Source organism: Virgibacillus sp. MSJ-26 (genome assembly GCF_018918075.1).
In the GTDB taxonomy this organism is placed as follows: Bacteria; Bacillota; Bacilli; order Bacillales; family Amphibacillaceae; genus MSJ-26.
Window position 1 is genome coordinate 173373 of the sequence record NZ_JAHLPW010000004.1, and the last position, 12039, is coordinate 185411.

The 12039-nt window shown below is 37.1% G+C and carries 16 protein-coding genes; 2 read left to right on the forward strand and 14 right to left on the reverse strand.

The features are described 5' to 3' along the window. Positions 1-18: 18 nt before the first annotated feature. From KQI49_RS04735 to KQI49_RS04765, 7 genes are all read right to left on the reverse strand, one after another. Complete coding sequence (locus KQI49_RS04735) at positions 19-1377, reverse strand: DUF58 domain-containing protein (RefSeq protein ID WP_253286672.1); 1359 nt, start codon at positions 1375-1377, stop codon at positions 19-21. Further along, entirely contained in the window at positions 1328-2257 is a 930-nt protein-coding gene (locus KQI49_RS04740; protein ID WP_216487208.1) for an AAA family ATPase, read from the reverse strand. Before KQI49_RS04740 ends, KQI49_RS04735 begins: the two co-directional genes overlap by 50 nt. Next, on the reverse strand, positions 2254-3390 hold the full coding sequence (locus tag KQI49_RS04745; protein WP_216487209.1) for a DUF4350 domain-containing protein: 1137 nt from the start codon (positions 3388-3390) through the stop codon (positions 2254-2256). Before KQI49_RS04745 ends, KQI49_RS04740 begins: the two co-directional genes overlap by 4 nt. 18 nt (positions 3391-3408) lie before the next feature. After that, the gene (locus KQI49_RS04750) at positions 3409-4089 is read right to left on the reverse strand and encodes a DUF4129 domain-containing protein (RefSeq protein ID WP_216487210.1); all 681 of its coding nucleotides are present in this window, start codon (positions 4087-4089) and stop codon (positions 3409-3411) included. Beyond that, on the reverse strand, positions 4070-4966 hold the full coding sequence (locus KQI49_RS04755; RefSeq protein ID WP_216487211.1) for a hypothetical protein: 897 nt from the start codon (positions 4964-4966) through the stop codon (positions 4070-4072). Before KQI49_RS04755 ends, KQI49_RS04750 begins: the two co-directional genes overlap by 20 nt. A 139-nt stretch (positions 4967-5105) precedes the next feature. Further along, positions 5106-5378 carry a DUF4190 domain-containing protein gene (locus tag KQI49_RS04760; protein WP_216487212.1) on the reverse strand — a complete coding sequence of 91 codons (273 nt, stop codon included), beginning with the start codon at positions 5376-5378 and terminating at the stop codon, positions 5106-5108. A gap of 87 nt (positions 5379-5465) precedes the next feature. Beyond that, positions 5466-5918, reverse strand: a complete 453-nt coding sequence (locus tag KQI49_RS04765) for a hypothetical protein (RefSeq protein WP_216487213.1) — start codon at positions 5916-5918, stop codon at positions 5466-5468. A 390-nt stretch (positions 5919-6308) separates the two neighbouring features. Here KQI49_RS04765 and KQI49_RS04770 point away from each other — a divergent pair, with 390 nt between their 5' ends. Then, entirely contained in the window at positions 6309-7193 is an 885-nt protein-coding gene (locus KQI49_RS04770) for a fructose bisphosphate aldolase (RefSeq protein ID WP_216487214.1), read from the forward strand. Positions 7194-7275: 82 nt separating this feature from the next. After that, entirely contained in the window at positions 7276-7536 is a 261-nt protein-coding gene (locus KQI49_RS04775) for a hypothetical protein (RefSeq protein WP_216487215.1), read from the forward strand. A 319-nt stretch (positions 7537-7855) separates the two neighbouring features. On the opposite strand, the gene KQI49_RS04780 is transcribed toward KQI49_RS04775, so the two are convergent. The 7 genes from KQI49_RS04780 to KQI49_RS04810 all read right to left on the reverse strand — a co-directional run bounded on the left by KQI49_RS04780 (position 7856) and on the right by KQI49_RS04810 (position 12005). Further along, positions 7856-8758 (reverse strand): nuclease-related domain-containing protein, encoded by a 903-nt coding sequence (locus KQI49_RS04780; protein ID WP_216487216.1) that lies wholly within the window; start codon positions 8756-8758, stop codon positions 7856-7858. Between the two features lie 50 nt (positions 8759-8808). Continuing rightward, on the reverse strand, positions 8809-9384 hold the full coding sequence (locus KQI49_RS04785) for a nucleotidyltransferase family protein (protein WP_216487217.1): 576 nt from the start codon (positions 9382-9384) through the stop codon (positions 8809-8811). A 44-nt stretch (positions 9385-9428) separates the two neighbouring features. Continuing rightward, positions 9429-9932, reverse strand: a complete 504-nt coding sequence (locus KQI49_RS04790; protein ID WP_216487218.1) for a GNAT family N-acetyltransferase — start codon at positions 9930-9932, stop codon at positions 9429-9431. A 72-nt stretch (positions 9933-10004) separates the two neighbouring features. Further along, entirely contained in the window at positions 10005-10403 is a 399-nt protein-coding gene (locus KQI49_RS04795; protein ID WP_216487219.1) for a VOC family protein, read from the reverse strand. Positions 10404-10471: 68 nt separating this feature from the next. After that, positions 10472-10930 (reverse strand): ASCH domain-containing protein, encoded by a 459-nt coding sequence (locus tag KQI49_RS04800; protein WP_216487220.1) that lies wholly within the window; start codon positions 10928-10930, stop codon positions 10472-10474. Positions 10931-10958: 28 nt separating this feature from the next. Then, positions 10959-11546: a GNAT family N-acetyltransferase gene (locus KQI49_RS04805; protein WP_216487221.1), complete on the reverse strand. Its 588-nt coding sequence runs from the start codon at positions 11544-11546 to the stop codon at positions 10959-10961. Positions 11547-11606: 60 nt separating this feature from the next. After that, entirely contained in the window at positions 11607-12005 is a 399-nt protein-coding gene (locus tag KQI49_RS04810; RefSeq protein ID WP_216487222.1) for an HIT family protein, read from the reverse strand. Positions 12006-12039: the final 34 nt, after the last annotated feature.

Sequence of the window (12039 nt, forward strand, 5' to 3'; positions counted from 1 at the left end):
CATCCTACTTAAAGAGCCTTACAGTAATCCTTGATTCATCCAATGGATAACTCGGGACACTGCTATGGTTGCTAACTTGTCTTCTTTTGCTTCAATCATAATTAATCCTTGCGCTTGCCACTTGGCTTTCCTACGCTTTTTGATTTGAATCTGTTGTTGGGCAATTGATTTACTCATTGCCAATTGAACATTCTCCGGTTTGACGTTCGTTTCTTTAATCAGTTCCTCATCTTCAATGCCAATCATTAGAAATAAATGTTTTTGTCTCAAGCGTTTTATATAATGCAGTGTGCTTTCTTCATGTAGAAAGGTTTGAATATCACTAAACAATAAAATAAGACTTCTCTTTTTCTGGACGGTCTGTAAATATCCCATCACACCTGCATAATTTGATTCCTTTGCATCAGCCTGTAAGTGATAAACAGACTGGAGAATCCTTTGCAAATGATCCATCCCTTTTTCTGGTGGAACATAGACTTTAATATCACTTGAAAATGCTAAGACACCGACATAATCACCATTTTTAAGTGCTGCTGCAGCCACTGTAATTGATGCTTCGATTGTTTTTTCAAGGCGACTACCTTCATCAAGCTCGACTCCCATCATGCGTCCGCAATCAATCAGTATCGTGATATGTTTTCCGTGTTCAGGCTCATATTGGTTCGTCATCACTTCTTGAAGTTTTGCTGTTTGGCGCCAGTTGATCATTCGTGGGTCATCCCCGACGACGTAATTTCTAATCTGGGCAAATTCACCCGTGCCGCTTTGATGTTTACGAATTTTCATTCCTTCATCTAGTAAAAAAGCTTGCGCATCCTTCAAATACTGCCGTGTCTCTGTTAAGTCGGGAATCACTTTAATCGTCTCATTCGTATGTGTAGCCATTTGTCTTTCCCAAAGACCTAATTTACTTGCATAGCGAATATAAATTTTTTTAAGGTCGTATTTTCCTCTAATCGGGGCAGTGGTATGATAAATAACCTTGCTTGTCGACTCTGCTTCTGCTGCTCCGTATACTGGAAATGTATTTGTAAAGGTTTGCGGCAAGTCATCAATCACCCGGAATGTACAAGGGTAGACCGAGCGATTATTCAATTTAATAGTTACCTCGTACTCAAGACCACGTTCCAGTTCATCATCAATATGTCGTGAAACATTGATATCTTTTCGCTTTGGTGTAAATAATAAATCTAAGAAGCTCGCTAAAATAAATAGCACATTCACTGAAATAAGATAGACCCACGATATGTCTGTGAATGACAAAGCTATTAAACCTAACGATAAAAGTGAATAAATAATTAGCAGTTTACGAGACGGCAAAATCCCCCTATCTAGGAACAGGAATCGCGCCCACAAGTTCTTCAATGATTTGGTCAAGGCTGACTCCCTCCAGTTCCATTTGAGGAGAAATTTGAATACGATGTCTGAGCGCTGGTTTAGCGACTATTTTCACATCATCTGGTGTCACGTAATCTCGATCTGATAAATACGCCCAAGCTTTAGACGCTTTAGCAATAGAAATTGCTGCTCTCGTACTTGCTCCAAATCGAATCGACTCTGTTTCCCGTGTTCGTCTCACCATTTGCATGATATACGCAAGAACATCTTCATTAACTGTGACAGCTTCCACTTCTTTTTGAATTGCCTTGAACGATTCAACGTCAAGAATAGCGTCAATCGCCTCATCTTCATAACGATGGTCAATGACCTGCTTTAATACTTTTGTTTCTTCCTCAAGTTCCGGAAAATCAATGGTTAATTTAAATAGAAAACGATCCTGTTGCGCTTCTGGAAGGGGATAGGTTCCTTCAAACTCAATCGGATTTTGAGTTGCCACAACGAAAAATACATCTGGAAGGGGATAAGTTTCCCCCTGAATCGTAACTTGCTTCTCCTCCATCGCCTCTAACAATGCTGCCTGCGTCTTTGCCGGTGTCCGGTTAATTTCATCAGCCAGCACAATATTAGAGAATATCGGCCCTTTTATTGTTTGAAACGTGTTTTCACTCATATTAAAAATAGCACTCCCAGTAATATCAGATGGCAGCAAATCTGGGGTGAACTGGATTCTTTTAAAGTCTCCACCAATTAAATTGGAGAGCGTGCGCACCATTTGAGTTTTCCCAGTTCCTGGAACTCCCTCAATTAGAACATGACCACCTGATAAAATGGCTGATAAAAGTAATCTTAAATTTTTGGACTGCCCGAGAATCCGCTCTTCATAGGCATTAATTAAAGGTTGTAACTGATGATTCATTCTTCTTCCACCTCTCGCTTTAGCCGATCAATCTTTTTAGACCAAGCTAAGTATTCCTGTTTATTGACAGATTGTTTATTTAATAGATTTGGTAACTCCTTAGTAAAGGATTGGACATCTTCTTTTGGTATCTGGATATCTTTTCCGATAATGAGGTCCCCACATTCCTGCCAACGTCTTTGATAAGAGATTCCCCATTTTTCTTGCATGAGTAACTTTAAATAATCTGCTTGGATCACAAGTGAATCCTGATACAGACGGCCACGTTGATACCAGGCTGCTAAAGCGGATGTCCGTTCATTACTAAAGCGCACGGCTGCTTCTCTTGGCTGACGTAACGGTCCAAATCGTTTTCCCTGATGCCAAAGCCAAAGAATGGTTAATAACATAAGTTGTAATGTAAGTACAAGTAGCCATTTAGGATACAGGTTCACTACAGTGGGGGCTTCACCAGAACCATGAATGAATTCATCAACGAGAATTTGACTGTAAGCATTATCTGATTCCATAAGACTAAATACAAGATCAATATGATTATGATCAGTTATGTACTCATTCGCTAACCAATCTGGTGAGTTGACCACAATTAACTCTCCGTCACCAAAGGAACGTTTTAAAGCAATAACACCCATATCATCTTCCAGCAAAACGTCGTCATCATCATCTTCCAATATTCTTGTGTCTGATGGAACAAACGCCTTAAATTCTTCATTTAAATTATTACTAACAGTGATCGCTTCTTCACCTGGTAAAACTGGATCGGCCTTTAGATGAAACATCCCATCAGGATTATTTTTAAAAAGTAAAATAGTATTTCCAGCTTCCATATAGCTAATATACTCATTCATCTGCTTACTATCCGGAACAAAAAAAGGCTCAATCATCAGTAAGAGATGATTTTCTTTTTTATCTGGAAGAAAGTCAGGGTCATTTTCCCATCGCTCGATTGAGTCACTATTATTGTCCATATATGTATAGAATGCCTTCGTCCCTGTAGGCGCAGGCGACTCGGAAACATAGCCAGGATAGTCTTTGGGTTGATTTGACGACAATAAATAACTCAATACAATAAATATGAGTAAGGCGCCACCTAGCCATAACCATGATTTTTTATTTGACTGTGATGTTTGCAATTTGTTTCCAAGCCTCCTTTATACTTCTTGTATACTACGATTCGTTGGGACTTCTAGCCACTTCTGCACCTTTTTTTCATAACTTAAATATTCTTCATGCTTGATCATACGCTTGCCGTAAAATGCTTCATCAAAGATACGGGCAAGTTCATAGAAGGCCTCCGCTTTTTGTTTATCTTCCCGCTTTAGTTCATTAACGTAATCCCAATTTGTTTTCCAGACATGTGCCTCAAGCCATTTTCTTTCATGAAAATAGAGCAATAATGCCAAGAATTGATGACGCGTTGCAAGCGAATAATTTTCTTCTCGCTCTTGTCTTTTTGCCTCTTTCAAATGTTCAGTCACCGACCACTCCATCTCATCAACTGATTGAAGCGGCTGATGTGTATTGAATGTACGCTTTCTTTTAACCGAACGGAAAATTAAGAATCCAACTAAACAAGCGAGCAACACAGCGACACCAATGATGATAACGAGCACAGTATCAGCAAAATCACTTGATGGATTGATACCTGAAAATAAATCAGATAACAATTCGCCAAACCATTGTTTGAGCTTATCCCACCCTACTTGAATAAAATTTCGTTGATCTTCATAGTAGGCTTGATATTCTTTCTGATTTAAAATTTTCTCTAATTCTTCTCGTGCCTTATCAGGGCTCTGCATTCCTATCACCCAATTAGTTATTTTGATAGTCATCAATCATATCCTGAAGTTCATCCCCGCCATGCCTCAACTCCAAATCAAAGTAAATCACTGCATAAGCTACAGCAGATATCATGTATGTGAGAATGGTGACCAAACTGGTAATGATGGAGAACAGCACGCTATTTCCTAGAATAGCACCAAATAGCCCGCTAATAGCTCCACTAATAATTGATGTAATCAAGCCAATAATGAGGAATAGGCCAAATATTCTCCAAGTATGTTTTTTAGTCAAACTCCAACTATAGCCAATCCCCGGGAATGATTTTTTATAAAATACTGCCGCTATATAAAATCCCCAACGTGAAAACCATAATGCTGTTAACAGTCCAATGATTAGAAACAAGCCAATTCCAAAAAGAACACCAAAGACTGGTGAATCATTAGCAATAACGACACTTGGAATGACAATAATCATAATCGATGCCACAAGTACCGCAAAGAATATGATTCCGACAATAATACTACTACCAAGCACGGCACCAAACCTTTTAGCAGCTTGTTTAATAATGCTTCCAGCTGTGAAACTTTCCCCATCTTTTATCTTTTGTATGGCAAGAATAATTGAAATGGTCGATAAAGGGATTAAAACAAGTGTGGCAAATGTAGCAAGGTTAGTTATTGCAGTGGCTTGGACAAAAACATCTTCATCAAAACCCATTATAATTTGCTCAAACGTGTTGGAACCAATACCTAACTGTCTAAAAAATCCAGTCCCTGTCACTAACAGCAGAATCGCTTCTAATAAGAAAACCGGTCCAAGTATAAATAAGAATATTAAAAAGAAAGGCGAAAAATAATTTTTTATTAGTTGAAAAGTATGATCTAAAATTTCACTAAATCCTTTTGTTCTATTAAACTGCTCATCCATAAAAGTATGTCCCCCTCTGATATTAAACATATAACCATTATTCTAACACTCTTTAAAGTGATTTTTTAGTCTTTTTTGTATTATGGGATTATTGGTTCTTAATACCTATTTTCTTGCGTGACATTTTTGCCGATCCAGATTAAATCGCCGAATAGGAAACAAAATTAAGAAAAACAATTAGAGCAAAAATAATAAAAAGTTGGAGTATGATTCCTATGATACTGCATATTAACCCAGAGATAGCCAGCCCTTTACCCGTCTCAGCCTTACGCTCAATTTCTTTAAAACTTATGATTGAAATAACAATGCCAATAATGGCAGTTATAATTCCTATAAATGGTATTAAAAGCGATAAAATTCCCAGTGTCAATGACACCACTGATTTACTATTTAATATTTTTTGATCTGACACTTCCTTTTACCCCTCCCGCTAAATCGTGTCCTATTACTTATCCTTAATGCCAATCCGCTGAGCTTAGAACTCATTGTTTTAGACGATTTAATCATATTCAGATAAAAACTCTGCCACATCTTTAGGCAGTTTAAAGCTGAATGTATTGTTTTTAATTGAGAAATCTATGTATGGCTCGTCCTCGTACAAAATAATTGTGGCCATCTCAACTAATCTTTTCTGTTCTTCACTAGACTCGTCAAAATGTATAGTTTCCTCCTGATACAATTTAAACTTTTTACCTTTAATCGCTTCTGAAGGCACAGCCTCTAAATTCCAATCATCTACTTTAATCATCTCTACGAATTCTTTTATTTCATGAGTATCCGTGATGGTTATTGTTGAATGATTGGTTACAGGGGATAACACCTCAATTTTTTGAATCTTTTCAAGTCCTATTTCGAAACTTTGTGCTTTGGATTTTCTCTCGCCCGCCAGGCACCCGAATAATAGGGTTGTTACTGACAGCACGACCAAGCAAAACATGACGGCTTTTCTCATTTTCAATCGCTCCCACTCAAAATGATACCTACTTATTATACGTTTATTGGCTTCAAAGGTTTCATTGATTTCAAAAAATCAAAAAATGAGCAAGTGAACAAAGTGGAACTAAGGCCGCGATGGATGGAAAGCAAATAGTATAATGGTCAAATAAATGTACCTTGTGACCTCAAGCACGATTTTAAGTAAATAAATAATGTTATTTCGGGTATAGGATATATATGTCTACAAAAACTAGATAAGATTTAATGTTGCGTAGAATAAACTTTTCCTTAGAAATATGCGCAACACTATTACCTTTTTGCCAGAAGTGGTACAATAAAAGAGTGAATATCATGTTGCATTTTTATATTGACGAAATCCATACTATTACAGTGAGGAGTGGTCTTAATGAATCAAAAACAATTTGACAAAATAAAAAATGGGAAAGGCTTTATTGCAGCCCTTGACCAAAGTGGGGGGAGTACACCAAAAGCTTTAGCTTTATATGGTATCCCTGAAGATGCCTACTCAGGCGAAGATGAAATGTTTGATTTAGTACATGAAATGCGCACTCGAATTATTACATCACCTGCATTCGACGCAGAACATATTTTGGGCGCCATTCTTTTTGAGCAAACGATGGATCGTGAAATTGAAGGTAAATACACAGGTGACTATCTTGCTGATGAGAAAGGAATTGTTCCTTTCTTAAAAGTAGACAAAGGACTTGCTGACGAATCAAATGGTGTGCAGCTCATGAAGCCGATGCCTGAATTGGACGAACTACTGAAGCGCGCGAACGAGCGCCACATCTTCGGTACGAAAATGCGTTCCGTAATTAAGGAAGCAAATCAAGAAGGTATCAAAGCTGTCGTTGACCAACAGTTTGAAGTTGGTAAACAAATTATCGATGCAGGCCTTGTTCCGATTATCGAACCAGAAGTTGATATTAACAGTGCGGAAAAAGAAAAATGTGAGGACCTGTTAAAAGCAGAGATACTAGAGCACCTAAACAAATTAGGCGAAAACGATTATGTCATGTTGAAACTTTCAATCCCAACAAAAGCTAACCTATATAAAGAACTCATCGATCATCCAATGGTCGTGCGCGTTGTAGCACTTTCTGGCGGTTACTCCACAGACGTAGCTAACGAAAAACTCAAAGAAAACAACGGCCTTATTGCCAGTTTCTCAAGAGCATTAAGCCAAGACTTAAATGCGGATCAAACAGAAGAAGAATTTAACGCAGAACTTGAAAAAGCAGTTATGTCGATATATGAAGCTTCTGTGTGAGAGTGAGTTAAAATTTAAATAGTAAAACGAGCAGCCAGTGAGACTGCTCGTTTTTTTATGAGAGTAGGACTCTCTCGTTCAAATGTCAGGACAAAGTGGGAGCTTTAATCGAGAGGGAGCTTCTCTCGTTCAAATATCAGGACAAAGTGGGAGCTTTAATCGAGAGGGAGCTTCTCTCGTTCAAATATCAGGACAAAGTGGGAATTTTAATCGAGAGGAAGCTTTTCTCGTTCAAATGTCAAGACAAAGTGGGAATTTTAATCGAGAGGAAACTTCTCTCGTTCAAAAGACAGGACAAGGTGAGGTTTTTAATCGAGAGGAAGCTTCTCTCGTTCAAATGTAAGGATAAAGTGAGAGTTTTAATCGAGAGGAAGCTTCTCTCGTTCAAATGTCAGGATAAAGTGAGAGTTTTAATCTAGAGGAAGCTTCTCTCGTTCAAATGTCAGGATAAAGTGAGAGTTTTAATCGAGAGGAAGCTTCTCTCGATCAAAAGACAGGACAAGGTGAGAGTTTTAATCGAGAGGAAGCTTCTCTCGTTCAAATGTAAGGATAAAGTGAGAGTTTTAATCGAGAGGAAGCTTCTCTCGTTCAAATGTCAGGACAAAGTGAGAGTTTTAATCGAGAGAGCTAGTTATTTTACCAAAGCCCATTTATTGTATTTATTATTCGTAATATGTCCATCGATGTGAGCCTACTCTGTTAAAGTGTTCTAAAAGAATACGCCTAATACGCTGCTCTGCTACAATTTTACACCAATCATAAACAATCGATGAGGTAATCTTTTCATTCGGATAAAGCTTTTTGAACTCGCTAATACTTCTAAGAACTGCTTTTGTAAAGTCCTCGCTATACCCACACGTTAGGCAAGTAATGGTCATTTTCTGGGTTGGCACCAGAAAGGAATTGCACTTGAAACAGGTTATCCCCTTTTTTAATTGAGCATACTCATAATCAGGTACTTGCTCGAATCGTGAATCAGTTTGGTGGAGGGTGATTAATTTATCTGCTAAATTATAATGCTGTTCCGTAATTTTAGATGGTGTGTTATTGAGTTGACCTAGGTGGGTTTTAATTTGAGTTGGATAAATAATCGGCAGATGAAGTGGGGCTTGATACATGGTGAAGGATGAATTAATGTAGACGACTGAGACTTCAAGCGGATATTTATGACCAAGGGTGTAAGTTAATTGTTGGAAGAGAGATTCACTTCTTACTAATTGATGAATTGGATTATTCAATTTCACTCCAGATTTGTTGTACAAACTATCTGATTCGTAGTAGTGGTCTCCTTCATTATTTTTTATCTCGAATAGGTGAATTTTTCCGTGACCGATGATTGTCGTGTCGAGCTGAAAGGTGGTGTGGTTTTGTGTTAGTAAAAGATCATTTAGAATGAGGCATTCACATTGCAACTTTTTCGTTAATGAATCGAAGTGAACCTCTCCTTCATATCCTTTTTTCAAACTGTAATAACGTTGCTTGTCCTCAGTTTTTAAATTCATACGCTTATTCAAAATTTCTAGGATAGCTAATTCTTTTGGTTTGGTTCGTGGTTTGTATTCCATTGTTCACAGCCTTTCGTTTTATTTTAAATTTATTATATCAGTTTATTCACTTAAGTTATAGGAATATTGTAAACCTTCAGTCCATCCCAAGTTTTATCCCAATTCTTTTTACCCACTCGGTTGTAATAAATTCTTATTTTTTCGTCTGTGTTATAGAGAGGTGTGGGCTTTACCACTAGATTTATAACATCATGAACTCCCCATGGGGCTGCTAAAGCAATATCATTTTTATCATCGAGTTTAACTCCTAAAGCCGTTGCTGTTTCGGGAAATTTAGAGATACCATCAACCGAAGAAGAGTATGGTGGGAAGTTACTTTTTATATGCATTCGAGCCTGATTTTTAACAGACCAAGGGACATTTGAAAGGAGTGTGGTTAATGTCGTTTCCATCGCTTTCTCCTCGAATTCATTTGTATTTTCTGAGTCAAAATAAATAACATCGATATCAGGCAGAGGTGTTCTTTCATTCTTATCATGAATCATGTCCCATATTTTTGAACGAATGAAACCCGCACAAATCCACCAATCAGGCAAATCCAATGATTTTACAGCAAAAAGTATATTCATCATCCACTCATCTTCTTTTATAGCTTTAACTATGTCATTCTCATTTTGAATTTCCATTGTTTAAAATCTCCTTTTCAATAAGTGTACTGAATATAATAGTGCTACTCGTTTTTTTCACTCGACGGGTTTTCAGCAGAATATATAGCTTGTTCGGCATTAAATCGATAAACGATTCGCTCTAATGTCATACCTAACTTTTCTAAGAGCTTACAGGAGGCTGTATTGGCTGTTTGCGTTTCAGCGACTATTTTAGAAAGGGCTAGCTCACTTAATGAATAGTCGATAATATGCCCAACAACTTCTGTGGCATAGCCTTGTCCCCAATAATCAGGTATAAATTGATAGGAAATTTCTTGGTAATCACCTTCATGATGGGGATCAAGCGATACCAATCCGATAAAACAACCTGTTTCTCTTTCCCTCACTATCCAATAAAAAGAGTTCTGAGGAGGTTTAAGCATTTTTCCCATGGCGGATTTAATTGAATTTTCCCCGCGTATACCACCGAGATACTTTCTTACTTCCGGATTCGTATATAAATTTCTCACGTCATTAAAGTCTGTTTTACGTATGGTATCAATCATGCATCTTTTTGTTTTGAGCAATTAAATACTTCCCTTCAGATAGAAATAACATTCTAAAATAATAATTTAGGTCTAAAAATGTTTAGACATTGATTATTCTGATGCGACGAGTTCAACTTTTATTCTATCTGGGTCTTCAAAATAAACAGCATAATGATTCGCTCCTCCAGCATATGGATGCCTATCTAAGTAAAGAATGTTAACATCTTTTATTTTTAATTTGCGGGTAATTTCATCAACATGGTCACGCGACGAAGCATAAAACGCCAAATGATTAAGTCCCACTCGACATCTATGAAAGGGAACATCTAAGAATCTATCCTCTGCCTGAACAAAAACAATATATGTATCACCCAGTCTCCAACTACGTCCGCTTTCCCACTCTTGAAACATCGTGTAGCCTAATTCTTCAAGCAACCATCCCCAAAATTCAGTGGTTTTATTAAGATTTGAAACATATAGCTCAATATGATGAAGCAATCCCTTTTTCATAAAAAATTCCTTTCATTGCTAATAGCTACTTTTTAGTTCTCTTCGCATTGCCTAATCAGTTTCAAAAACTATTCTTTATAAACAAGCTTAAATCTTTCACAAACTATTGGTATTTGATAATTAAACTCTTGATTTGTTCCTTTTAACTCTTCTTTAAAGAACTCCTCATGAACATCGCGCCAATATTTTAAAGAACGATCACCTTCACCTTCTAAATAGGCGTGTTCTTTAGAGACCTCTTCAAAGGGAATAATTTCTATTGATGTCGTTACGAGAATAGCGGCTGCTCTCCCATTTCCATCAAGAATAATATTATACAGACCAACAAACGGGACTTCCTCTTTTCCTAATTCATATAAATTATAATTGGACGATGTTGCTGTTTTCTTCCCCTCTAACACTAATCCCAACAACTTATCGGCAACCTCTTTTGAATTGCCAAATGCCCATACATCATAATCATTTGGTGCATCAGGATTAATTTCCCGGTAGTTTTCCCACATTTGAATAACAGAGTCCTTCTCCATATGTTTACCAACTTTCTATATTATGAAGTTAATTATTTAACATTTTTTCAAAACATACACATTCATGTGTTCTTTTAAATTGCTTCTTTATTTTCTCTGTTTCGTCTCCTAAATAATGGGCAAATGCGTGAATAGGTTGGAAATGAGTCAAGTTACTCTTCATTGTTCCTACTAATTCATCACTGTCCATAAACACTTGTAAATAGGAGTCAACATTTTTAAATCCATTTTTTACATACCACTTATTCACCCAATCATCGTCCCGTGTCCATGCCTCAAGGCGACTAAGGCCTTTAATTTTGGCTATAACTTCAGCCTCTTTTAGAAGTTGTGTGGCGATACCTTGCCTACGAAAATCAGGATGTACTGCAATATGCCATATCATGCCGCCAAAACCCGCCCCTTTTGTACACACTGTTCTTTCTTCGACTTCATATTCTATATCTAGCAAACCCACGATTTGGCCTTCCTCTACCGCAACTAATTCTATTGATGGATTTTCATATCGCTCTTTTTCTTTTAAAACATTATCAAAATAGGCTGTATCTAAAAATGATAAAACCCTGCAACGAACCCATCCTTTCTCATCCTCTTTACGGTAAAATCTGATTTTCATGCGCTAACCCCCCTAATAATAAAACTCTTTTAATGTATATGTATAATTTATAGTGAGTTTTCACCTTTGGTTTTCCCCACTTTTAAACATATACCTAATCCCTTTGCCTGCTAATGGCTCATCGTCATACCTTGGTATAACATGAAAATGCGCATGAAGTATATGCTGTCCCCCAACTCCACCACAATTCCAGCCAAGATTATAACCTTGTGGTTGATGCTTTTCATCTACATATTCTTTTACCTTTTGAAGAAGTTTATATGTAGCATTCCACTCATCATAAGTAAGGTCAAAAGCAGTTTTTCTATGTATCTTAGGAACTATGAGTCCAGCTCCTTCTAGCTGCCCGCCTTTTACTTGGGCCTGTTCTAATTGCAAAAACATGCAGTATTCATTACTCAAGATGATTTTTTGATTAGGTTCAAGTTCTAGATGACAGAAGACACATTTTTTAATCATCATAAATTCTCCTCGAGGTTATTATATAATTTTT